This is a genomic window from Pullulanibacillus camelliae, assembly GCF_014642655.1.
GTDB classification, from domain to species: Bacteria; Bacillota; Bacilli; order Bacillales; family Sporolactobacillaceae; genus Pullulanibacillus; species Pullulanibacillus camelliae.
The window spans coordinates 80,316-105,418 of the sequence record NZ_BMIR01000001.1; the positions used below are offsets into that span (position 1 = coordinate 80,316).

Here is a 25,103-nt window from a genome sequence, read left to right on the forward strand (position 1 = left end):
GGGGCTGTCCTTGTCTGAGTATAGAGCATCATCATATATGGAAGCTACTTCATTGCATGCTTAAGTGGATTGGAACACAAGGTGCTGATTCATGATGCGATACGAGAGTCCTTCAGAAAGTGGGAGTTCGGTGAAATGCCTGGAGCGGAAATGTGCACTATCTACTCCATTTACACTCTAAATTTTATACTTTGTTATTATTCAAAAAAGGCCATCTGTAATACATTTGATTAAAAAAAACAGAGGTTCTTCTCCCCTCTGTCTAGGAATACAGCCTATTCATTGATATAAAAAGGGGATTTCCCTCACTTCTGGCAGCTCTCAAGCCAAACTCTCATAATGAAGTTTCATAATGATATCTTGCTCATAATTGCCGAATCGCTTGCCGAACAGGTTCATCCCCCCTCGATTTAAAGCATCCTTTTTAACGCCTAATTTAATAGAAATATAGGGCTTGGACCGTAGCTTTAGGGCATCAATCACTTGATCTGATAATTTCGTTCCATCAATATAGCACCCATTATCAGTAATTTTCCAACGCTTTAATAAGCCATATTGTGTATTATGTGTTTCCCACCATGACGGCGTTAAAAAGCCCCTTTGTCCGCCAAAGTCTCCTGGCGATGTCCATGTTCCCACTTCAACGCCATTTACCCAAAGTGTAATATCAGAGGGCCAATCCATTTTTGAACAAGGGGCTTCTGAGCATATTTCCGCAGAGATCTCAATCTCTGTACAACGTGTCCCATAAGGGATTCTATTTGGAAAGCGATATTCAACATACCCTGCTCTGAACCAAAGCAATTGGGCTTTCTTATGTTCTGGTTCATAAAAGCTTCTTGGATCATCCTGTAGTCCCAAAATCTCTTTTTCACTTATGAGGCCACATGTGGGTTCAACCTCACAATCTACATATTCTCCAATCGGCATTTCGATAATAACACTATCCACAGGGGGAGAGGTTCTTGAATCCAAATCGATGATAATCCGTTCATACTTACTTGAATTTATTTTTTGACTCCCTCTCCCCGGAACGATCTCCGTGGTAATGAGCCCAGCATCTTCAAGCTTTTTTACATTAACAGCCGTCGTTGAAAAGGGAAGATTCAAGCGCTCTGAGAGTTCGTTGACATTAAGTGGTCCCTCATTGAGTAACTTCATGATATGAATACGATGCTCATTAGCTAGTGCTTTACTTACTTCAAGGGCATTTTCGAAGGTTAATTGCAAAGTTCTCAAATAAAATTCTCCTTTTATTACAACATTTATTAAAATAATAACACACCTGAATAAATATTCTAATCAGAATGCCTCCCAAATCCAAACTAAAGACACTCAGCTTTTACCATTTGGTACTCCTGATGTGATTTTTGCCAATCACACACTTAGGGTGCCCGCAAGCCTCAGGTGGCGAAATCAAAGCCCGCCTTATACTCTCCTCATTTACGAGCGTCAGCGAAATTATAATTTCTGATAGTATAAAAAAAGCTGAAAGGCAGCTCCTTCTGCTCTTTCAGCTTAGAAAAATGTCAGTAATACATATAGCTATTACGCCCACCACATATCTGCTGGCTTATCTTTGATCAGCACAGATTTCAAGTTAGTGACGGCTCGATTAAAGCCTTCTTCAATCGACATCAGTGGATCTTCATGCTCAATGCTGACGACATAATCATAGCCATAAGTCCTTAAGGCGCTCATCATATCTGACCATTCGTTTACCCCATGACCACATCCTACTGAGCGGAAGGTCCATGCTCTTGTCTGCACATTTTCATAAGGCTGCATATCAGTTAAGCCGTACATATTAACATTGTCTTGATCAATGTAAGTATCTTTAGCATGAAAATGGTGAATGGCACCGGCTTTTCCTAAGATTTTGATAGCACCAACAGGCTCAATGCCTTGCCACCATAAATGGCTAGGATCAAGATTAGCCCCTATGGCATCGCATGTTGCCTCACGAAGCTTGAGAACAGTATAAGGCGTATGAACAAGGAAGCCTCCATGAAGCTCAAGCCCCACTTTGATCCCATGATCCTTGGCAAACTGACCAGCTTCTTTCCAATAAGGAATGAGCTTTTTTTCCCATTGCCATTGCAGAACGTCATTGTACTCCGTCGGCCATGGCACCACTGGCCAGTTCGGATATTTTGCCCCTTCATGATCCCCAGCTGTTCCAGAAAAGCAATTGACAACAGGCACATGAAGCATTTCAGCGAGGCGTACTGTTTTAATAAAGGTTTCATGTGATTCCTTTGCATAAGCAGGGTCTGGAGAAATGGGGTTAGCATGACAGCTGAAAGCACTGATGGTCAGTCCGCGTGATTCAACAGCATCACGATATTGTTTACGTTTCTCTTCACTCTCCAATAACTCATCAAGAGGACAATGAGCATTGCCCGGATTGCCACCTGTTCCGATTTCCACAGCATCAAGACCAGCCTTTTGAGCGGTATCCAGCATTTCTTCAAAGGATTGATCTGCAAATAGTACTGTAAATACGCCTAGTTTCATCGATTAGTAACCTCCTAAAAATTCGCATACGCAAAACTTACATGATGCTTCACTGAATTAGAGCTTAATAAATTGCTTCGATGCATTGGATTCAAGTGCAGCAAGAATAACCTGTAAAGATTTCATGCCTTCTTCACCTGGGATTGGTGGCTCTGTGTCATTAATGATACTATTAATAAAGTTCTCCATGACATGTGTCGTCGTTTGGCCGCCTTCCTCATTGGTTTGAATCTTATCAAGCGCATATTTTACGGTTTCACCATTTTTATATTCGACGATCAAAGAGTACTCTGGATCATCCTCTAAACGAAGAACGCCATTTTCAGCATAAATAACGGTTGAATTATCCCCATAGCGGACATAGGCCCAGCTCGCTGTAAGTGTGCCAATGGCACCGTTAGCCATTTTTAACAGCGTTACGGCATTGTCATCAACTTCCGTATTTTCCTTCGCATTCGTCTCCACAAAAGAGCCCACCTCGACAACCTCACCTAATAAATAGCGAATGAGGTCTGATTTGTGCACACCAAGATCCCCTAATGCACCGATGAAGGCTTGCTCTTTATTGAAGAACCAGCTTTCCCTACCATCTATGCTCCATGCTTCCGGACCTGGATGACCAAATGTCGTTCTAAAGCTATACACTTTACCGAGTTCACCACTGTCAAGAATAGCCTTGGCTTTCACATGGGAGCTCACGAACCGCTGATTATGGGCAATCATTAGCTTTTTATGATTGGCCTTAGCGGCTGCTATCATAGCTTCAGCTTCTTCTTTCGATGTTGCCATCGGCTTTTCACAGAGCACATGTTTCCCAGCATTGAGAGAATCGATAGAAACAGGTGCATGTAAATAGTTTGGGAGACAAACACTAATTGCATCAATGCTGCCGTCATTTAACAGCTCTTTATAATCAGTGTAAGCCTTCGCACCATATTGCTCTGCCATTTCTTCCGCACGCGCCCGAACGCTATCACAAACCGCTACTATTTCCACATTCTCCAGAGCTGCGTATTCTGGTAAATGTCTCCTTCTGCTAATACTTCCACACCCAATGACACCCACTTTAACTTTGCTCATTTCCTGTCTCTCCTTTACCTCATATAGAGTAGTGAATTATTTTCTGGATTTTAGATAGTTCATGCTCATCTCAATGCTTTCAAATGGCGTGCGCCGTGTTTGATCCTGTTCGACAATCCACCATTCGACATTTGCCGCTTCTCCATAGTTGATCACGCTTTCGAGATCAACACCTCCTGTCCCCAGTTCAGCAAAGAACTGTTCCCCATCCGTTGTCATATCTTTGAGATGAACAAGCGGGGTGCGATTAGGATAGCGTTTGATCCATTCAAGGGGCTTTTCTCCGGCGCGGGTTAACCAATAGATATCGAATTCTGCTTTTACCCATTCCGGATTGGTCTCCTCTAGCAGTGTTTGAAGTGCAGTTCGTCCGTCACTTAAACGCTGTAATTCAAAGTCATGATTATGGTAACTAAAAATGAGGCCTTCTTTGTGGCATGTCTCCCCTATTTTATTAAGACTGGTCACAAGCTGTTTATAATCCTCTTCTGAGCGACGATCTGGCATTAAAAATGGACAAACAACATGACGGTTGCCAATGGTTTGTTGATAGGTGATGACCTCGGCTAACTCGTTTTCTAATAGATCAATAGACACATGACTCGAAGCGGCACGTAAGCCCAGCTGATCGAGTAGCGCTTTCAATTCTTTCGCTGATAAATTGCCATAGCCTGCAAATTCAACGCCTTGATAGCCGATTTCAGCAACCTTCTCTAAGGTTTTTGCAAAGTCCTTCTCGCTCTCATCACGGAGCGTAAACATTTGTAAGCCAACAGGAATTGTACTCATTTTTTCTCTCCCCTTCATGTAATCGATTGCATTTTTTATTCCCTTTTATTTAAATGCGCGCCACAGGATTCGCGAATAATCAGGTCGGCACTATAAATAAAATGGTTTTTGCTTAATGTTTTGCCATTCATTCTGTCTATTAGGACTTTCATAGACTGCCTTCCCATTTCTTCTAAAGGCTGAGCCATCGTTGTTAACGCGGGTTCAAAAATGGAAGAAAACTTTACATTATCAAACCCAACAATGGCAATATCCTCAGGAACCTTTAATCCGTGTTGCTTGATTCTCTTGATAGCTCCCATCGCGATTTCATCGCTTGCACAAAAAACTGCAGTCGGTGGTACTTCCATTAACAGAAGCTGTTCCATTTGTTTGAATCCAGCCTGTATAGTAAAATCCCCTGCCTTAACCAATTCATGGTCAAAGCGTATGCCATTTTCATGCAAGGCTTGGCGATAGCCTTCTAATCGACTCTTACTTGACGACAGATGAAGTGGGCCAGCAATATGGGCAAGTCTGCGATGTCCCAAGCTGATCAGGTGCTCAGTAGCCCTTTGGCTGCTGCCAACATTATCAACAACAACAGTTGGGACGATTGCATCATCACTTGAATCTGGTGTGATGACAAGCGGTAATTCATTAGCAAGATCTTGCAGAATGTGATCGCTCAAATCAGAGATAAGCATGATCATACCATCGATTTGCCTCTGCCTAAAATGATCTAAATAGTCATAGATTTTATCAACCTTGTGATTGATATTGCCCAATAACACCTTATACCCTTTTTGATTGGCGACGGCATCAATCCCGCTAAGTAATTGTGAGAACACATTGTTTTCAATATTCGGGACCACAACCAAAATCGTTTTCGTCTCCATCCGTCTAAGCTGTCGTGCTAATACATTCGGAGTATAATTTAACGCTGTTATTGCCGCTAATACTTTTTGGCGCGTTTCTTCTTTAACGGATTCCGGATGCTGCAAGGCTCGAGAAACCGTTGCCGTTGAAACATTTGCATACTTTGCTACATCACTCATTTTTGCCCTTTTTGCCACAAGCCTTCACCCATTTTTCACCGTCATCAAACACAATGTAATCGATTACAAACCCTCATGTTCATTATATGTGTTTTCAAGAAAAATCACAACTATTAATTAATATTTTCTTCAAAAAAATTTATTCCCCTTACAAGGCATGCCACATTAAAGGAATGAGAGACAAGTACTTGAAGATACGTAAAATGGGGATTACGCCAGTAAAGACGCAATCCCAATGCAACAATACCTTTTATTTTAATCCAGACATTGTAAAGCCTTCGACAATATATTTCTGGAAGATAAAGAAAATGATAATGATCGGCACAACCATAAAGGCTGATCCCGCCATTTGCAAGCCAAACTCATTGCCATGCTCCCCTTGTAAGAGCTGCAAACCAACTGAGAGTGGATAAAGACTTTCATCGTTGGCAATAATCAACGGCCATAAGAAATTATTCCAAGCACCAATGAAGGCTAAGATCCCTTGGACTGCAAAAATCGGCTTGGCCACGGGAACAATTAAACGAAAGAAGATAAAAAACTCCCCCGCACCATCCAATCGCGCTGCCTCAATGAGATCTGTCGGAATCGTCGTCATAAACTGCCTGAATAGAAAAATGCTGAATGCCGCAACGAGCCCTGGCAAAATAATACCTGCCATCGTATTGGTTAAACCCATCTGATTTAAAATGAGATAGACAGGTATCATCGTCACTTGACCTGGAATCATCATGGTGGCTAAAATTAAATAGAAAAACTTTTCGCGCCCTCTGAAATTAAATTTGGCAAAGGCGTAACCCGCCATCGCATTGAAAAACATACCAACGAAGCCAAAGACAACGAGAATCAAAGTATTTTTTAAATAGATACCAAAATCCAGCTGCTGGAAGAGATCAATGTAATGCTGAAAGGTCACATGCTTTGGAATGATTGTAGGTGGGATTTCTAGAATTTCTGCATCGGGCTTAAAGGAGCTCAAAATCATCCAAATAAAGGGAATGGCAACAAGGATGCCTCCAATGATTAACACAAGCGTAACAATCGTTTTGACGGTCTGACGTTTCACTTTTTCAGTCATTTTTTAAAACCACCCTCCACATTTTTAGTACTCGACATCAGACTTTCTCAGTTTAAATTGGATCAGGGTCGCAATAATGATGATAATAAAGAGCACGAAGGACCCTGCCGCTGCGTAACCAAAGTTACTGTCTTGGAAACCCTTTTGATAAATAAATAAAGCGATGGAAACCGTACCATTTAATGGACCGCCTTTAGTCATCACAAAAGGTTCTTCGAAAAACTGCAGCCAGCCGATGAGCGTAGTAATCGTCACAAAAAATGTCGCAAAACGCAGTAAGGGAATGGTAATGAAAATGAGTTTTTGCCAGCCCTTTGCCCCATCTATTTCAGCTGCTTCATAATAGGACTTTGGTATGCCTTGTAGAGCGGCTAAAAAGATGAGCATATTTAGCCCTATGCCCTTCCAGACAGCTAATATGATTAATGAAAACTTTGCGATGAGTGGGTCTTCTAACCATTGCACCTTATCAATATGGAAAAGAGAAAGAATATAATTAAAGAGACCGTAATCAATGTTGTATAAGAAGCCCCAAATGACGGCAACAGCAATGATATTGGTAATCGCCGGCATATAGTAAATGCCTCTGAATAGCTTGAAGATAAAGCTATTGCCAAAGTTCAAGAGCAAAGCAACACCTAGTGAACAAATAATGACCAAAGGCACACCAATCACGACATAGAAAAAAGTGTTAAAGATCGACTTGAGGAAAATAGCATCCGTAAATAAGTCCACATAGTTTTTAAACCCTACGAAATTAATGGTTGACCAATCAGCTAACCCTTTTAAATCCATATCTGTAAAGCTAATCACTAGTGCAATGCAAATTGGCAAAATAGCAAATACAATTAGTAAAAGAACTGCTGGAGTAATGAACGTATAAGGATGCCTATTTTTATACAGGTCTTTGAAAAACTCAGCCATTGTTATCCCACCCATCTCAATTCTAATATTCCCGATTAAGATATATTTAGAAAAAAGAATAAATGGTGCTGGCTCAGGGTTTCTGGACCAGGCACCACTTATCTAAAGCCTCTTAATAATGGAAACTATTTATTCATTTCTTCTTTGGCTTGTGCCCTAAAATCATCCAAGGCTTTATCCATATTTTCGTTTCCTTTGATCGCCTTTTCCAAATTATCATGCATATCTTTTGAAATTGCTTCCCATTGTGTGACTTGTGGCTGAGCCTTGGTATCTTGTAACTGTTCATTAAACACAGATACAATTGGATCATTCTTTAAGCTATCCTCATCATAGGCTGCGGTTCTTGCTGGTAAATCATTAGAGATTTCTCTCCACTTCAGCTGAGTTTTCACCTTATTCATATACTCGATAAACTTCAGAGATTGATCCACCTTTTTCGTATTGTGGAAGACGACGAAGTTAGATCCGCCCATGACAGACGTATTCGTGACCTTTTTAGGCAATACGGCAATGCCCCAATCTTTTCCGTAAGTTAAGCCTTGATCTTTAACAGTTTGCACCATCCATGGGCCACTGATAAACATCGGTTTGATGCCTTTTTTGAAGGCTTGTCCAATATCCAACCCTGTTGTGCTTTGACTAATGCCCTGCTTAAAGAAGTTGGCAAAGTATTTAATCCCATCGTTAAATTCCTTGGTATTAAAGTTCAATTTCCCATCCTTTGTCACAAAGTCACTCCCGTTTTGCCAAGCAAACATAAATGGGGTAATTTGATCGTTAAGGTCTAAGTCTAAGCCATAATCCTTATCATTTCTGGCAGCTAGCTTCTTACCAGCATCGACTAACTCATCCCATGTTTTTGGCGGTTCATTATAACCAACATTTTGGAGTAAATCCTTGCGATAATAGAGGACCCTTGCTTCTACGTACCATGGAATTCCATAGACCTTGCCATCATACTTCATTGATTCTACTGCACCAGGGAAAAAGTTATCTTCATTAAAATCAGGATGGTCTTTCATATACTTTGATAAATCTAACAATGCACCAGCGTCAGCAAATTCTGGCATCCATGATGTTCCCATTTGGATGACATCTGGGCCCTTTCCTGAGGCAACGGCTGTTAGCAGTTTATCATGCGCGCTGTCCCAAGGTAAGGATTGGATCTTAACCTTTATCCCTTCCTCTTTTTCAAAACCAGGCACTAATTTCTTTAAGAGTTTGCCTTCATCACCCATTGCCCATACGGTAATGGTTTTACTATCTCCAGAGCTGCTATCTGATTTGCCACATGCACTTAAGACAAAGCTAGCAATCAATACGACGGAAAGCAATGACCAAAGCCATTTCTTCATTCTATTCATCCCCTTAATTTAGTCATTATATCTATCACTGTTTCACGCATAATAAGCTCGGTATGAAGCGTAAACGATTTTTCCGTCTCTTCCCCATCCAATAATTGAAAAATGACATGTGAGGCAAGCGCCCCCATTTCATATTTAGGATGCTGTACCGTCGTGAGCTTAGGTGCCGTGTATTTCGATTCCAAAATATTATCAAACCCTATTATTGAAATATCCTCAGGAACGCGGATGCCTACTTTTTGAAAGTATTCCATAGCACCAAGGGCCATTTCATCATTAGCAACAAAGATTGCCGTTGGCCGCTCATCTTGAGCCGCTATGATTTTCGCCGCCAGCTCCCCACCTTCTCTTGTAAAGTTTCCCGTGACCTTCCATCTGCTTTGAAAATCAATGTGATGCTCCTGTAAGGCTTCTAAATAACCTTCAAAGCGCATTTGCCCATCATGTGAATCAGCTGGTCCTCCAATAAAGGCAATATTGTTATGCCCCTTTTGGATTAAGAACGTTGTCGCTTTGTAACCGCCGTTTTTATTATCAACGATGATGGGGACTGTATGGGCCCTCTCAAGTTGTCGATCGAGTAAAACAATCGGAAAAGCAGGACTCGCAGACTTTTCAATCATTTCATTCGTAATATTATGCGCTAAGATGATGCACCCATCGACGCGCCTTTCTGTTAAAAACTTTGCAGCTGTTGAATTTTGCCCTCCTAAAGAATTACAGGCAATCAAGTCGTAACCATGGTCAACTGCAATATCTTGAACACCTCGTATTAACTCCGAATAGAAGGGACCAGATAAGTCACTTAGAATTAACGCAATGGTTTGTGTCTTTGACTTTTTTAAATCTGCGGCAAACCCATTTTTACGGTAGTTTAGCTCCTCCGCTGCTTGTAATACCTTTCTCCGTGTTTCTTCGCTGACCTTCTTAACACCATTTAATGCATATGAAGCCGTGGAAACAGCAACATTGGCCCTTTTTGCTACATCCTTTATAGTTACCACGATATCAACACCCTCATCTGAAAATCCCTTTTCTATTCATTGTGCTATTTGAAACGTTTCGAATAAAAGCGTAAAATTTTTGTTGAGCCGCTTTCGGTATTAACAGTGCCTTTCAAAGCGCACACCCGTTTATCCACCGGAGAAGATTCCCGATAATCTTCACCTATTCATCCTCTAATTGTTTCTCTATAATAGCGTATCCGTTCCAATAGCGTAAAAAATAGAAAACAGAGCCGTTCATGCTACTGCCAATCTTTAATTTTCTATTTTCTCACCTCTTATCTCGAACTATTATCATCGGCATAATAAAGTGAAACGTTTCGATGTCTCAAATTTTAACCGTTTTCATTTTAAGTGTCAACCCTAAAATTAAAATTCTAACAAGCTCACACATTTAGCAGTGGCCCTAGCGTGTATAGAACGAATGATGTTCATTAGAAAAGCTTTGCTTGTCCCTCTTCGCTTTCGCTTGTCATTCCTGATGGTACGCACTAAGACTAAAAATCAGATCTTGATGGTGGATACCATAGCTCGTGCTTATACTTTTTTCTTAAACTATGAACGAATTTCATAAATCTTAGCCTTTACAAGATACTCAGGCCACCCTTTTATTACAAGGAGATATGCGAGACTCCAGCGGAAAGCAAGCATATGTCATTGACCAAAGCTAGGTACTAAATTTTACAAGAAAAACTGAAATTCTATTTCTGTCAAAAACAATTATGAAATCGATTCACTATACTCTCAAAACAAAAAAAGCCTCCACTGGCATGCGAAAGCTTTGAGTCCGCTATTTATTATTCAAATCAATAATGCTCGTAGATACCCATTGACCTATCATTGCAAAAAGTACGATTCGCCAATTAATAAGAAACCCTGCCAAAATAAAGACAGCTATATTTAACCAAAACATCGTACGCCCTGGTGGAAGCTTGCGGGCATTTGCAATCATCAACGCTGGAATAAGTAAACCACCGCTTGACGCGCCATGCTTCACAAGCAACCCCACCCCCAAGCCAAAAAGAATCGCGCCAAAAAACAGATCGATATACACATCATGCTGCTGAATCGTCATAGTATGATAAATCGTTTGTATCGTATAAGAAGTGACTGTGACGGAAAACATTGTGCGAAACGTCCAAGCAGCACCAAAGTGATAAAAGGCTAAAACTAAAAAAGAAAAATTGATCAGCCATAGCGCCCAGCCATGTGGAAGATGGAATATGTGATTCAAAATAATCACTAATCCCGCCGCTCCCCCTGAAGGAATGTGATGAGGAAACAGAAAAAGTGCCATTGCTACACCTTGAAGCATGGCACCACTTAATAAAATCCCATATCTGGCTACACCGATGAAGGCTGTCGATTGTCGCATTATTCATTATCTCCTTAACAGCAGATGTCCAAAGCTTCTCCTGCCATCTTATTGTTTTGGAGCAAAGAATATGCTTCACTGTCCATATTTTTCAAATACACTATGTCGCCCATTTTAATTATAGGAAACAGCCTGACGATGCTGTTGAACCCAGCTTTCTTCGAAATTCTTTTTGGATACTTTACGATCCTTGATACCTGCTAAAGGATCATTAAAATAGACATAATCTTGATCGTAGCCTGTTAATAACACCGAGTGCTCTTGCATCGTTACCTTCATCGTGCCATGCTTGGTTTTCCAATCCTGCCAATAACTATCGGGTAATTTACGAAATTGCACATTAGAAATCACCCACACAGGCTTCCCTTTATTCAACTGCTTCTCAATTGTCGCCCAATTACTCCCTGTTAAATCGACGACCCTCTTTCCGAGATAGTGTTTCGCTAGTTTTGCTACAGGTCCATGATACACAGCGTATCCCGGAGCCCCATGATACATATTTCCAACAAATCCATCATTAGGGTCACCGTAAATTCCATTCTGCTCAAACGGAACCTTTGTCATTTTATCAGCCAATGTCATTTTATCAACATCGATGCCCGCACTCTGAAGGAGCATATCAAGACTCGTCACTTCACATCCATTGGGAAGCTCTGGGAGCTGTTTGACGAGAGGGGCATCAATATGCTTCGATGTCAGAGGGGCAACATCATCAGAAAGAACCCAACCTTTTTTATCCCCGTGATAAGAAACGTGATACCACTTTTCGCCATCAATACTCGTCTCTTCAAAGGCCGTTACATTTTCATCCTTTTTCAAATCATCAATTTTATCCTGATCTGTGTCAGGAACCTCCCTGATACCTGTAGTAGAGGCCGTCACCTCAAGCTGTTTTTGTATTTCTGTCGTTTTAAAATCCGTTGTCTCAATTTTGCTCTGCACTTTTTCAGGCACTTGCTTCTCAGCACTAGCAGCAGTCGCTTCACTCTTTTGTTCTACTTTCTGAGTGGACTGGGATGTTGAAGTCTCTTCATTTTGACATGCTGTCATGACACTTGCAGTAATGAGCACTAAAAAAAATGAATACCATTTATTCATGTCATTCTCCTCTACGCTGGTAAAATTTAGTTTAAAACCATAATATTCACATATTTTACTATAGAGATGCTTCTCGCTTATACACGTATGACTAATTTTCTATAAGTCTTTCAAAATTTAAAACTGTTATTTTTTATATTGTATCGAAAAAGCCGCAAATAATCGACCTTAAGCTTCCTAACTAAATACGCGCTATATTTTAGATAACTTTTCTTAAATTTATATTAATAGTCTCTTCCCTCTTATGCTCCATCATCATTAATATGTTTATCCACTTATTCATTCGGCTAAAATGAAAAGAATATGACTAACACTATGATTTTCTCATTCAAGGCTTTAAAGACATCAACTCCATGTTATAATGGAGTTGACTGTCTAAGTAATGGTGTGTGAAATACCTATGGAGGAATGCGCGAAATGTTAAGTGTAAATAATATCAGCCTGCAATATGGTGGCCGCAAGCTGTTTGAAGATGTCAATATAAAGTTTACTCCTGGCAATTGTTATGGTCTTATCGGTGCAAATGGTGCTGGTAAATCAACTTTTTTAAAAATATTATCCGGCGAGATTGAACCGCAACAAGGGGATGTGCACCTCAGTCCTGGTGAAAGATTAGCTGTATTGAAACAAAACCATTTTGAATATGAAGAACATGAAGTTCTGCAAACTGTTATTATGGGGCATACGCGTCTATATGAGATCATGCAGGAGAAGGATGCCATCTATGCTAAAGCAGATTTTACTGAAGAAGATGGCATGCGTGCAGCTGAGCTTGAGGGGGAATTTGCTGAGCTCAATGGCTGGGAGGCAGAACCCGATGCAGCGATTTTGCTCCAGGGATTAGGCATCCCTGAAGACTTGCATACGAAAAAAATGGCAGAGCTCAGCGGTTCTGAGAAGGTCAAGGTTCTTCTCGCCCAAGCGTTGTTCGGCAAACCGGATATCTTACTCCTAGACGAACCGACCAACCACTTGGATCTCAAAGCGATTCAATGGTTAGAGGAATTTCTCATCAATTTCGAAAATACGGTTATCGTTGTCTCTCACGACCGTCACTTTCTCAATAACGTCTGTACGCATATTGCTGATCTAGACTTTGGTAAAATTCAAATCTATGTCGGAAACTATGACTTCTGGTATGAATCCAGTCAATTAGCTCAGAAGATGGCACAAGAAGCCAATAAAAAGAAAGAAGAGAAGATCAAAGAACTGCAATCTTTTATTGCTCGTTTTAGTGCGAACGCCTCAAAATCGAAACAAGCAACTTCACGTAAAAAGCTTTTGGATAAAATCACACTGGATGATATTAAGCCATCGTCAAGGCGCTATCCTTATGTTGCCTTTACACCAGAACGGGAAGCTGGCAACGATATCCTTGAGGTTCAAGGGATTTCCAAAACCATTGACGGTGTGAAGGTTTTAGACAATGTCAGCTTTATCATGAATAAGGGTGACAAGATTGCTCTGGTTGGAAGTGACGAACTCGCGCAAACAACACTTTTCAAAATTCTTATGGGTGAAATAGAGCCTGACAGTGGAAGCTATAAATGGGGCGTCACAACATCCCAAAGTTATTTTCCAAAAGATAACAATGCCTATTTTGAAAATACCGATGTGAATCTTGTCGATTGGCTGCGCCAATATTCTCCTCAGGATCAAACGGAAAGCTTTTTAAGAGGCTTTTTAGGTCGCATGCTCTTCTCTGGTGAGGAAGTATTAAAAAAGGTGAACGTTCTCTCAGGGGGAGAAAAGGTCAGATGTATGCTGTCACGAATGATGCTAAGCGGCTCCAATGTTTTATTGCTTGATGAGCCTACTAACCATCTTGATCTAGAATCGATTCAAGCCTTGAACAACGGCTTGATGAACTTTAAGGGGTCAATGATCTTCACCTCTCATGACCATCAATTTGTTCAAACTATCGCCAATCGCATTATCGAGATTAAATCTGAAGGTATTTTCGATAAGCAGATTACTTATGATGAGTATTTAGAGCTTCAGCTACAGAAGCAATAAAAATCTCGATAAAGGCCGGGCAAATGCCCGGCTCTTTTTGAAAGAAAAGAAATTATAAAATTTCTGGTCATGAGGACGGTGCCGATTTCCACTCCATTAACACTCAAAATTTTATCCCTGCTTAATGATAAAAAAAACTGCCGAGAAGCCTCTCGACAGCTTTATTAATGTCTAATCTTTAGCATCCGTCACCCTGATGCGCATAAATTCCTGTGTTTTGGAGGATGATGGTGCTCTTGTAAAGAAGCTTACAATGATAAATACAAGAGCCGATACAATCAATCCCCATACCCCTGACCCAAGCTGCAGTGGTGGTTTCATGCCTGAAAACTCTACAGTAAGAACGACAATAGCCCCGATGACCACACTGGTTATGACGCCAGCCGCCGTCCCCCTTTTCCAAAAAAATGTTCCAAAAATCGCCGGAACGACAACAATTAGCCCTGCCGATGAAGCAACAGAAAGAACGGAAATCAAATTCAATTGCAGCTCAGCAAAGATAAAGGCCAAAATCGCAATGATCGGCAAAACGACTTTGCCAACTTGAAGCTGTTTCCTATCCGACACATCACTTTTTACATTATTGTAGACATCCCTCGAAAAGAGAGAGGACAAGGTTAAAAGAATCGCATCAATAGTTGAGACCGCTGCTGCTAAAATACCTATCATAACAATAATGCCCAACGCAGTCGGTACCAAGCTTGATGATAGTAGCTTGGGTGTAGCTAAATCCGCCGTTGCAAGATGGGGAAAATAAGCAAACGCGGAAAACCCCCACAAAACAGACACTAAGGTATAGATAAAGCCAAAAACAAGAAAGCCCATCAGCATATTGCGCAAGCCTCTTAATGAGCCTGGCATATAAAGGCGCTGGCTGACTTGTGGATTGGACATACTAAAGAAAAACCATGGCAATGTCAAGCTTAAAAATGTGGTAAAACTAAAGTAACCATTACCAGGTACCGCTAACGATTCAGGATGCTTCTCTTTTAATGTAGTAAAGAAGTGGCCAAACCCTCCTAGTCCATGAATCACGATTAAAACAACAATAGTAGAGGTGATAATCATGACTATCGCTTGCAAGGCATCGGTCCAAACGACAGAACGAATCCCCGCGATCACTGAGAATAAAAGCGCTAATGCCGTAGCCAACACCACGCCAACAGTAAATGGAATGGCATTATTGGTCATCCCTTGAAGTAAGTATCCCACCCCAGCAAGCTGAACAGCACTATAAGGAATAAGGAAAAGACAATTCGACAAAGCGATAATCATAGCAACGCCTTTACTTTCATAACGATCACCAATCATCTCGGATGGTGTGACATAACCATTCTTTTTTCCAATCAACCAAAATTTTGGTCCAAATAGGGCAACAAGTGATACGCCAATAAAATAGACGATCTCAAACCCTAATGCCCCGACACCCCCTTGATACGTCAGGCCTGCTAATCCAACCATCATAAAGGCACTATATGTTGTCGCACTATAACTCATGGCAGACATAAATCCATTCATTTTTCGCCCACCAAGAAAATAGCCTTCCATATCTGTCAAACTGCCTCGCCTTGAAATCAGCGCCACAAGCAAAGATAAGATGATATAAATAATAACGCCTAACCACACCCACTGTGTATTCAACTTACTTCCCCCAATTCCGTGTTACGAAATAATTAAAACCGATAATGACCAGAGCTATAATAGCCCAAAATAAAAAGCTCCCATACCAAGCATGCACATGCGAAAGCAGTGTATACGGGATGATATACGTTATTAGCACAAAAAAAATAAAGATAATAGCAAGAAACTTTTTTGTCATAATGTTCTCCCTTTCCCCTCTACGGCATTTTAATATTACATGTGTCATTACACCTATATTTACATAAAACCAGGGAAATGACAATCTATTTACTTATGAACGAATTTAGTCTCTAATAAATAGCACCCTCCTGATTCCCCACCAAAATAACCACTGATCACTTCTTATAGACCTATTGAAAAAATAACTGGCCCACACTGTGGGACCAGTTATTTTCCTAGCATAGGGCGACTTTTCATTTCATGACGATCCAATCTTTCCACTAAATATTTATGAAAAAGCCATTCCCCAGCCGCAATTATCAGTGCCGAGATCATTGGCTCTCTGACCATAGATACCGCTCTGTCTAAAAAGACATTGCCAAGAATCCAGAGGATAGAAAGTCCTAAAATAAAATCAATTAAAGTGGCCATCACATTGCCTGCTGTCGATAGAATCCATAAATCTCCGATTAGATAGGCTACCACAGTTAGCACAATGCTCGTCCAAAGGACAGAAGAAAAGCTCCATTCATAAAATAAACCTGCTACAACATATAACACAGCGAATACCATGATAAATTTAATAAGCAACGGAGCGAAGTGTTTCAGTTTAATCACCCTCCTCTTTTTTCTACATTGCCCAATCACAAAATACTTATGCTTCACAATACGTAAAACATTATAAGAGGAGCTTGGCTCAGACTTGCTGACTTTCACTTTCGTTTCTAATCTATCGCACAAGTGAAGAGGAACTTTCTTATATGTTCAACTGCTTGCTTTTTGTTAGATATCCAAAATATTAAAGCTATCAATAAAAATCGCGTCGATTGAGCAAGCCCTTCAAAATAGTATATTTGTGATTATATTGAGGATTTGACTTTCTATATCCACACTATCACGGCAATAATAATTGATGAAGCTGCTCATTACTCCCTTGAATGATGACAGAATGCTTCTCAGGTGTTAACCATTTTAAAAGTCTTAAAAGATTTTCCTCTGATACTGCCGTACAGCCTGCAGTATATCCATTGGGATCTGGCCAAATATGCAAAAAAATCGCGCTTCCCTTACCCGGTATCGCCTCTTCGTTATAGTCGATCACCGCAGCGTATTTATACAACGGAATATGCAGTCTTTCAAAAGAATGCCAGCGCGCTTTTGGATCACCTTCATAAACCACCCAACGATTATAATCTTCAGAAGTTACATCATCTACCCAATAATCATGAGGCGACGTTTGCTTATAAGGAAGCCTGATTCCCTCAGGAGGGCTTTCAGTCCCAAAGCCTTGACTAATGGTGTATATGCCTGCAGGTGAGCGCATGCCACCCTCCTGCATCGCAAAAGTGATACCCTTCTTCCCAATCACCGCAGGCATCCTAAAAAGGTAGTGCCAGGTCTCCCCACCATATTCATAACCTCTAAGTACTGCGGCTGAACGATTTTCTGCCTCCGCTGTTACAAACATCACCTGCTCCGCCTTGAAATAGCTTTTCACCTGCTCCAAGAGCCTGCGATAAACCTCACTTCTGTTCGTCATCCAAAAGCCTCCTCCTAATAAAAACACGGTGCTCGCCTTAACACTGGCAGCATCTATTGTTGCCTTTATCTTGTTGAATCAGGAGATGCCTTGACTTCAGACTCCTTTTGGCTTCCTGATCCCGTTCCTGTCCGAAGAAATGCAGGGAGGTTATCTCATCTACTTTTTTAAGTATTTTACAAACAGTTACCCACAAATTGATGATTTCAATAATTTCTTAGTCAATTAGAAAACTTGGCTTGTCGCCAAGCTTTAATGGCGAAAGCTAAAGTTACACTTATACTATCTTCCTTTATAAGCGTTAGCGGAGTTATACATTCTGATAGTATAAAAAAAGTACCTAGAAACATTTCTTCTAGATACTTTTATGACAACACTTATAAAAATATGGCACCCATACCACCAGCTATCACACCGAGCACAGCCACACTTAACCCCAAAAAGCCCAAGACTCTCCATGATAAAGCTTTGCGCACCATAAGTGCAGAAGGAAGACTGATCACCGGCAAAACGATAGCGAGCACTGCCGCAGGACCGCCTCCCAAACCAAAATTCATAAAGGTTTGGATGATCGGAATTTCCCCAGAAGTTGGGATAACAAATAACGTCCCAACGATAGCAAATAGTAATACTATGAGCAAGCTGTTTCCCCACTCAGGACCAATGGTCGGAAATAGCCATGCACGAAACGCACCTAAGACAAACACACTTAAAATATAAACCGGAATCGTAACAAGGAGAATACCTCCAATGCTTTTGAGCCATCGCAATCCAAAATTGCCCTGAGGTGTAGCCCCTTGTTCAATATTATCAACAAATTGTTGGACATCCATATTTTTGACAGCCACTCGCCCCGCCAAATAGCTCACACCAAAGACAAGAATGAGTCCAAAAATAAGACGTAATAAAGTAAACTTCCACCCAAGAGTAAAAAACATAAAGATTAAAACCGCTGGATTAAGCGCGGTATTGCCAAACCAAAAGGCAACGGCTGCCGAGACGGAGCTCGATTGCTTTCTCATCCCAACGACAAGCGGCGCTGTGCAACACGTACACATCATTCCCGGCAAGGCAGAGAGACCGGCAATCACTGTACTTCCGTAAGAGGTTTTACCCAAGACTCTTCTGATCCAGTCCTTCGGTAAGGCTACCTGCACTAAAGATGCTAAAATAATCGCCACTAAATAGGCCTTCCAGATCGATTGAAAATAGCCAACACTAAAATCCCATGATGCTTTCCAAGATGGATTTGGTGCAGCTTGACCATCACCTGAAATAGAAGATGAACCTATCACATGATCATGCGCAGCAATAAACGCTTTATGATAATAAGGATTCCATTTTGCCCAAAATAAACCCATAATAACTGCAATGAAAAAAATCACCACACCGATCAGCCATGCCTTATTGTGCCTTAAAGTCGGGCCAGCAGATAGAGTGTTTAATGGTTCCTTCATGGTCAACCCCCACAAATATCAAAAATAAATAACTCTATCATTCTACCGAATGCCTCGTATTTTGTCATCTGATATCACTTGGGAAAAGCATCCATCAAAGCAAGCTTATACTACTTAGGGATTGACTTATACAAGGTCAGTTTTTCTTATTTCAATCAAGCAAGCCTTATAGCTTTTTATAAGACAAACAAACGGGTTTTTTAATCGTATAGGTATGACCATTAGCGACTGGCACACCTTCATCATTGATATCCATAACGACAATTGAATCGGAATCTTGGTTGGCTACAAGAAGATGCTTCCCTGATGGTGTAATGAGAAAATTTCTCGGCGTTTTCCCTAAAGTCGGCGTAAACACTTTATTTTCCAATTTTCCATTTTCCGAAATGTTGAAGGTAACAATGCTATCATGGCCACGATTTGAGGCATAAAGAAACCGGCCATCCGGACTCAAGTGAATATCCGCCGCAGTATTCTCTTCATCAAATCCTTTAGGCAATGTGCTGATTGTGTCGAGCAAATGGAAGTGTTCTTGATCATCAACCGCATACACTGCAATCGTTGAATTTAATTCATGGAGAATGTAAATCAGACGTTTATTGGGATGGAATGCCACATGCCTCGGTCCTGACCCTGGGGTCGCTTCAATTTGATCATTAAGAATCCAATGATGCTTCCCATCTTCTGCCTCATTCCGATAAATATAAACATGATCCGTACCTAAGTCTGTGACTAATTGATCTCTCGTCGCTGGGACGGTTACGATCGTATGAGGATGCGGTGCCTCTTGACGTTCAGCGTGCACACTATGGCCAGAGTGCGTGATGCTATCCATAATTGGCCCAACAGAGCCCTTGTCTTCTATCGGAAAAGCCAATACGTTTCCACCTAAATAATTGACTGTAAACACGTAGTGTTCCGACGGATCAAGGCTAACAAAACACGGTGCCGCTCCTTTAGTCGATTGGCGATTGATTTCCTGCAGCTTTTTCTCTTCTTTGTCAAACCCATAAGCGACTAGTTCACCCTCTTCAACCTCACTAACAGCATAAAGCCTTTCTCCTGTGCTATTCATTGTTAGGTAGGAAGGTGCTTCAATACCAGAAATGCCTGTAAAATATTCCAAGCTGCCAGTTTGTGAATCAAAACGCAACACTTGAATGGCTTCCTCATCGCTCGACATATAGGAGCCTACAACAACAACCTCCACCGCATGTGTCCCCATCGCTCTTCCCTCCATTTTCTAAATGATTATTGACACAATCATCACTTTACACCGGGTCCGTTCTTATAAACATTGTAATAAGAGGCTGGCTCATAATGAGTCAGCCTAGTGTCTGCTTCTTTAGATGTTAGCCTTTTCCGAGGCACGCTCTGCCTGTTTTGCTAAAATCAATCCGCCCGTGATCCCGGCATGGTCTCCCAGTCCTGGCGGAACGATGTAGCTCTCAATAGCCTCTGTCACTTCTGGCAAGGCAAGATAGCCATTTAATAACGCTTTTACCTTGTCCTGTATGAGCGGAAATAGTTGTTTTTGCTTCATAACACCACCGCCAAGGATGATTTTCCTTGGAGACAGGATTAATATATATTGCATTAAGGCTTCAGCAATATAAAAGGCTTCAAGCTCCCACACGTCTTTACGATCGGATAATGCAACACCTTTTTGTCCCCAACGTGCTTCGATTGCTGGCCCTGCAGCTAAGCCTTCTAAACAGCCTTTATGGTAGGGGCATTTCCCCTCATAAGTGTCTTTTGGATGTCTAGGAATAAGAATATGTCCCATTTCTGGATGTGAAAGCCCCGATAAGAGCTCGCCATGTACAACTGCACCCGCTCCAACCCCTGTCCCAACAGTAATATAAAGACAGCTATCCAAACCTTTCGCGGCCCCTAACGTCGCTTCTCCGAGGGCAGCTGCATTAACATCTGTATTAAATTCAATAGGAATAGGAAAAGCCTCTTGAATGGTTTGAACAAGTGGATAATCCCGCCAGGCCAGCTTAGGTGTAGACGTGATGTTGCCATAAGTCCGACTGCCCTTATCAATATCAACGGGTCCAAAAGAGCCGATGCCCATCGCCTTTAGCGAATATTGCTTAAAAAAATTGATCACTTTCGGCATTGTGACTTCTGGTGCTTCCGTTTTGATTTGTATGGCCTCTTGGATGTCTCCTTGATCATTTCCTACAGCACAAACAAATTTAGTTCCACCCGCTTCAATTGATCCATAATACATTGTATTCACCCTTTTAATTAGAAAACAACATGGTTCATCAAAGTAAAACATCATGAGCTTTCTTCTTATATAAAAAATTCAGTAAAACAAAGCGTTATCATTGATCACACTACTCTTATTATACAATCTTTTCTACTTCTTGAAAGGGTTTTTTTAAGAACGACGATCGGTCAATTCTCGTAACCCATTACTTAGCATATAAAATCCAAGCACTATAAATGTAATGGTGAGCCCCGGAGCCAGCGCATACCATGGATCATCCGTGATGTACTCCTGAGACTCACTTAACATCCTGCCTAGGCTCGGGTCAGGAGGCTGTACGCCTAAACCGAGATAACTTAGTGAGCTTTCTGCGAGTAAAGCACCAGCAAAGGCTACTGAGCCTGCGACAATCAATTGCGAATAAATATTAGGCATGATGACTTTGAAAATAATACGAAGAGGCGAAACCCCTATCGACCGAGCAGCGACCACATAATCTAAATCCTTATTCTGCATGAAGCCACTGCGCACGATCCTTGCAATACTTGGTGTAGCGAGCACACCAAGAGCAAGAGCCGTATCCGTAATCCCTGTGCCAAACACAGCAACAATCATGATGGCAAGGATAATCCCTGGGAAAGCCATGAGTGCATCGATAAAGCGCATGACAATTTCATCGAACCAGCCACCCAAATAACCTGCTAAACCACCGATTATTGACCCGAAGAAAAGCCCGATGACCACAACAACAGCACCGACAAAAAAAGCGGTCTGCGTACCAGTCATAATCCGACTTAAAGTATCTCGCCCAAACTTATCCGTGCCCAGCCAATGGGCACTGCTTGGTGGCTGCAATTTATTGGCGACTTGTATTTTATTTACATCATAGGGTGTATAAAAAAAGCTAATGACCATGATCGTTAAAAAGAAGAGGAGTATAGTGCCACCAATGATGAGGTTCATGTTTCTCTTTTTCTTGCTATGTATCATTGTTCTATCCTCACTTTAATCGGATTCTCGGATCTAGCACACGATATAACAGATCCACTATAAAATTAATGCATACGACAACAAAGGCAATATACAATACAAGGCCTTGGACAACAGGGAAATCCCTGCCGCTGACCGATGTAATAAGCAGCGTCCCTATTCCAGGAAGTGAGAACACTTGCTCCACAACGATTGTACCAGCAATGACTTCAGCAAGTATGAGTCCAAAAACGGTCAAAACGGGGATTAAAGAATTCCTCAGGATATGCTTAAATAATGTGGCCCGTTCCGTTGCGCCTTTTCCTCGTGCCGTCCGGACATAATCCATGGTGGTCTGCTCTAAGATCTCATTGCGTACATAGCGAAAACAAACAGCGATTTGTGGGATAGCAATCGTTAGTGCTGGCAACAAAAGCGAGCCAAGTGCACCAAAGAAGCTTTCTCCCCATGGAATGTAACCTCCCGGAGAAAACAAACGAAACATTGATCCGAATAGGATCATTAACAGCATGCCAACAAAAAAAGTAGGAATCGCCATCCCGACTTGTGTGATGGAAGATAGGATGATGTCTCCCCAGCTATTTTTGCGAATGGCCGCTAGAACACCTAAAGGGATAGAAACGAATACAACAATCACTAAAGACATGAGCGCCAAAGAAAAAGTAAGCGGCAACCGGGCAAGGATCAATGTTTTTACCGGCATAGAAAAACGCAAGGATTCTCCTAAATCTCCTTTTACAAACCCCTGAATAAGATGAATATATTGCTCGAATAACGGCTGATCAAGGCCTAGTTGATGACGCACCGCTGTGATACGGGCTGGGTCTGCATCTGGTCCCAGCATGATTTGAACAGGATCTCCTGGTAAGATACGAAAGACTAAAAAGGTAATAATGGAGATAAAAACGAGAGTGAGACATAAAAATACAAGGCGGCGCAGGATATAAGCCATTCCTCGTCACTCCTTTATATTCTAAAAATCAGCAACAGTTTAGTGGGGAGCTAAAAGCTCCCCATTATTTGCACTATCTATGAATGTATGACTTGTGTTTGTTCCAATCCTTTTCTCTTATTTAGCAGGCTTTATATGAGCGAGATCTAAATAATAAATCGGATATTTAGTGAACCCAGTAAACTGTTTATTCAACGCCCACTCTGTCTGATAATCACAAATAAATACAGCAGGGGCTTGTTGACTGAGTTCTTCCTGTGCCTGTTTATACAAGGCGACACGCTTATCCTCACTGGATTCATTTAAAATCTGACTCATTAATGTATCGAATTTTTCATCACTGAAATTCATCATATTTTCCGGGTCATTGGAGCGATACTGGCTCAATGTATCAAAAGGGCTTAGCTTACCAGTAAAGTCGATAATCGTGGCTTCATAGTCTTTCTGTTTATAGACATCATCAAGCCACTTTGCCCACTCAATCACATTTATTTTAGCATGGATACCGATCTGTTTAAGCTCTTCAACAATGACTTGTGCAGCCTCGGAATAGACCGGACTATGTGAGCTGACTGTGATCGTCATTGAAAAGCCGTTGCTGTATCCCGCTGCTTTTAATAACTGTTTAGCTTTTTTCACATTGGGCTGATAATCCCCTACCGTTGACTTATCAAAATATTTACCCATGGCAGGGCTCATATGTGAACCTAGCTTCGAACCATGTCCTGAAAAGGCCGCATCAATGATGTCCTGCTTGTTCACCACATCATTAATTGCTTGACGCACACGAACATCATTAAAAGGCTTTTTAGCATTATTAAACCCCATTAAAAAGACAGCATTGCTATTCTGAGGAATAATATTAAAAGCGTTCTTAATTTCATCCACCTTATGTGCCGGTACACTTGTCAAATCTAAGTTGCCTGATTTTAAACTCATGAAGGCTGCATCATCATCCGGTTGGTAAGAGAATGTCACCTTATTCAAATAAGGCACACCTTTTTTCCAATAATCATCGAATTTTTCCAAAACGAGCTTATTTTCCGGTTTATATTCTACGAATTTGAAAGGTCCTGTCCCGATAGGATGCGTATTCTGTTTGGCATCATTCTTTTTATCAAGAATGGCTGCATCAACAGCGGTCAACTCGGTTAAAAACGGTGAATACGGTTTTTTCAGCTTAATCACAATCGTTTGATCATCAGGTGCTGTGACAGACTTGATAATGGCCGCCAAACTGCTGGACAAAGGTTGGCCTGTCGACTTACCCGTCAATCGATCAAAAGAATATTCCACATCTTGCACAGTAACAGGATCCCCATTATGAAACTTTATGCCGGGCCTCAGTTTAAACGTATAAGTTAATCCATCCTCTGACATTTTATAAGACTTAGCGACGCCTGGCTCAATGCCACCATTTGGCGCGGGGTTCACTAACCCTTCAAAGACATTAAGCATCATCTGAAAGGTAAGTGAAGCAGTTGCCTTATGCGGATCAAGAAAATCAGGATCAGCCATCATCCGAACGGTGATGTCTTTTTTTGGCTTACCACTCTGCTGCGACTCAGAGTGACCAGAACACCCAGCCATTAAGAAGGTCATCGCCGCAATGGCTAGTAACATGTATACATACTTTCGCATTTGAACGTCATCCTTTTAACATTTTGTTAAATTGGTATTTTAATTCCTATAAGTTGGGTGGACATCTGCATAATCTTCTTCAACCTTGCTAGAGCCATCCTCCGCTTCTTATAGATTCTACGTCGATTATATACAAGGGGGGCTTGAAGGTCGAATACTAACCACTAAAATAAATACTTCCCCTCAACTATAAGTGATTTCGTTGTGTCATAACAGT

At 41.2% G+C, this 25,103-nt stretch carries 22 protein-coding genes; 1 reads left to right on the top strand and 21 read right to left on the bottom strand.

Annotated elements, in window-relative coordinates:
* Window positions 1–321: 321 nt before the first annotated feature.
* The 11 genes from IEW82_RS00325 to IEW82_RS00375 form a co-directional block, all read right to left on the bottom strand.
* Window positions 322–1,239, bottom strand: coding sequence for an ArsR/SmtB family transcription factor (locus tag IEW82_RS00325; protein ID WP_188687722.1), 918 nt, complete (start codon window positions 1,237–1,239; stop codon window positions 322–324).
* A 309-nt stretch (window positions 1,240–1,548) separates the two neighbouring features.
* Window positions 1,549–2,517, bottom strand: coding sequence for a sugar phosphate isomerase/epimerase family protein (locus IEW82_RS00330; protein ID WP_188687724.1), 969 nt, complete (start codon window positions 2,515–2,517; stop codon window positions 1,549–1,551).
* Between the two features lie 57 nt (window positions 2,518–2,574).
* A complete protein-coding gene (locus IEW82_RS00335; protein WP_188687726.1) occupies window positions 2,575–3,597 on the bottom strand; it encodes a Gfo/Idh/MocA family protein in 1,023 nt (340 codons plus the stop codon).
* Window positions 3,598–3,633: 36 nt separating this feature from the next.
* Window positions 3,634–4,386 carry a sugar phosphate isomerase/epimerase family protein gene (locus IEW82_RS00340; RefSeq protein ID WP_188687728.1) on the bottom strand — a complete coding sequence of 251 codons (753 nt, stop codon included), beginning with the start codon at window positions 4,384–4,386 and terminating at the stop codon, window positions 3,634–3,636.
* Between the two features lie 35 nt (window positions 4,387–4,421).
* On the bottom strand, window positions 4,422–5,423 hold the full coding sequence (locus tag IEW82_RS00345) for a LacI family DNA-binding transcriptional regulator (RefSeq protein ID WP_188687731.1): 1,002 nt from the start codon (window positions 5,421–5,423) through the stop codon (window positions 4,422–4,424).
* Window positions 5,424–5,673: 250 nt separating this feature from the next.
* Window positions 5,674–6,501, bottom strand: coding sequence for a carbohydrate ABC transporter permease (locus IEW82_RS00350; protein WP_188687733.1), 828 nt, complete (start codon window positions 6,499–6,501; stop codon window positions 5,674–5,676).
* A gap of 24 nt (window positions 6,502–6,525) precedes the next feature.
* Window positions 6,526–7,425, bottom strand: coding sequence for a carbohydrate ABC transporter permease (locus tag IEW82_RS00355; RefSeq protein WP_188687735.1), 900 nt, complete (start codon window positions 7,423–7,425; stop codon window positions 6,526–6,528).
* Window positions 7,426–7,550: 125 nt separating this feature from the next.
* Window positions 7,551–8,783 carry a sugar ABC transporter substrate-binding protein gene (locus tag IEW82_RS00360; RefSeq protein WP_188687737.1) on the bottom strand — a complete coding sequence of 411 codons (1,233 nt, stop codon included), beginning with the start codon at window positions 8,781–8,783 and terminating at the stop codon, window positions 7,551–7,553.
* 5 nt (window positions 8,784–8,788) lie between these two features.
* Window positions 8,789–9,796: a LacI family DNA-binding transcriptional regulator gene (locus tag IEW82_RS00365; RefSeq protein ID WP_188687740.1), complete on the bottom strand. Its 1,008-nt coding sequence runs from the start codon at window positions 9,794–9,796 to the stop codon at window positions 8,789–8,791.
* A 790-nt stretch (window positions 9,797–10,586) separates the two neighbouring features.
* Window positions 10,587–11,171, bottom strand: coding sequence for a YitT family protein (locus IEW82_RS00370; protein ID WP_188687742.1), 585 nt, complete (start codon window positions 11,169–11,171; stop codon window positions 10,587–10,589).
* Between the two features lie 114 nt (window positions 11,172–11,285).
* Complete coding sequence (locus tag IEW82_RS00375; protein ID WP_188687744.1) at window positions 11,286–12,269, bottom strand: C39 family peptidase; 984 nt, start codon at window positions 12,267–12,269, stop codon at window positions 11,286–11,288.
* Between the two features lie 417 nt (window positions 12,270–12,686).
* Between IEW82_RS00375 and IEW82_RS00380 the strand changes: the two genes are divergently transcribed.
* Window positions 12,687–14,285, top strand: a complete 1,599-nt coding sequence (locus IEW82_RS00380) for an ABC-F family ATP-binding cassette domain-containing protein (protein ID WP_188687746.1) — start codon at window positions 12,687–12,689, stop codon at window positions 14,283–14,285.
* 171 nt (window positions 14,286–14,456) lie between these two features.
* Here IEW82_RS00380 and IEW82_RS00385 read toward each other — a convergent pair whose 3' ends face one another.
* From IEW82_RS00385 to IEW82_RS00430, 10 genes are all read right to left on the bottom strand, one after another.
* A complete protein-coding gene (locus tag IEW82_RS00385; protein WP_188687748.1) occupies window positions 14,457–15,926 on the bottom strand; it encodes a sodium:solute symporter family protein in 1,470 nt (489 codons plus the stop codon).
* Window position 15,927: 1 nt separating this feature from the next.
* Window positions 15,928–16,104: a hypothetical protein gene (locus IEW82_RS00390; RefSeq protein WP_188687750.1), complete on the bottom strand. Its 177-nt coding sequence runs from the start codon at window positions 16,102–16,104 to the stop codon at window positions 15,928–15,930.
* A gap of 209 nt (window positions 16,105–16,313) precedes the next feature.
* Entirely contained in the window at window positions 16,314–16,703 is a 390-nt protein-coding gene (locus IEW82_RS00395; RefSeq protein ID WP_188687753.1) for a YndM family protein, read from the bottom strand.
* A gap of 277 nt (window positions 16,704–16,980) precedes the next feature.
* A complete protein-coding gene (locus tag IEW82_RS00400; RefSeq protein WP_229672137.1) occupies window positions 16,981–17,625 on the bottom strand; it encodes a L,D-transpeptidase family protein in 645 nt (214 codons plus the stop codon).
* 377 nt (window positions 17,626–18,002) lie between these two features.
* Complete coding sequence (locus IEW82_RS00405; RefSeq protein WP_188687755.1) at window positions 18,003–19,082, bottom strand: permease; 1,080 nt, start codon at window positions 19,080–19,082, stop codon at window positions 18,003–18,005.
* 166 nt (window positions 19,083–19,248) lie between these two features.
* Complete coding sequence (locus tag IEW82_RS00410; RefSeq protein ID WP_188687757.1) at window positions 19,249–20,307, bottom strand: lactonase family protein; 1,059 nt, start codon at window positions 20,305–20,307, stop codon at window positions 19,249–19,251.
* Window positions 20,308–20,427: 120 nt separating this feature from the next.
* Entirely contained in the window at window positions 20,428–21,321 is an 894-nt protein-coding gene (locus IEW82_RS00415; RefSeq protein WP_188687759.1) for an ROK family protein, read from the bottom strand.
* Window positions 21,322–21,474: 153 nt separating this feature from the next.
* Entirely contained in the window at window positions 21,475–22,293 is an 819-nt protein-coding gene (locus IEW82_RS00420) for an ABC transporter permease (protein ID WP_188687761.1), read from the bottom strand.
* A gap of 10 nt (window positions 22,294–22,303) precedes the next feature.
* Window positions 22,304–23,245, bottom strand: coding sequence for an ABC transporter permease (locus IEW82_RS00425; protein WP_188687763.1), 942 nt, complete (start codon window positions 23,243–23,245; stop codon window positions 22,304–22,306).
* Between the two features lie 117 nt (window positions 23,246–23,362).
* Window positions 23,363–24,886, bottom strand: a complete 1,524-nt coding sequence (locus IEW82_RS00430) for an ABC transporter substrate-binding protein (RefSeq protein WP_188687765.1) — start codon at window positions 24,884–24,886, stop codon at window positions 23,363–23,365.
* Window positions 24,887–25,103: the final 217 nt, after the last annotated feature.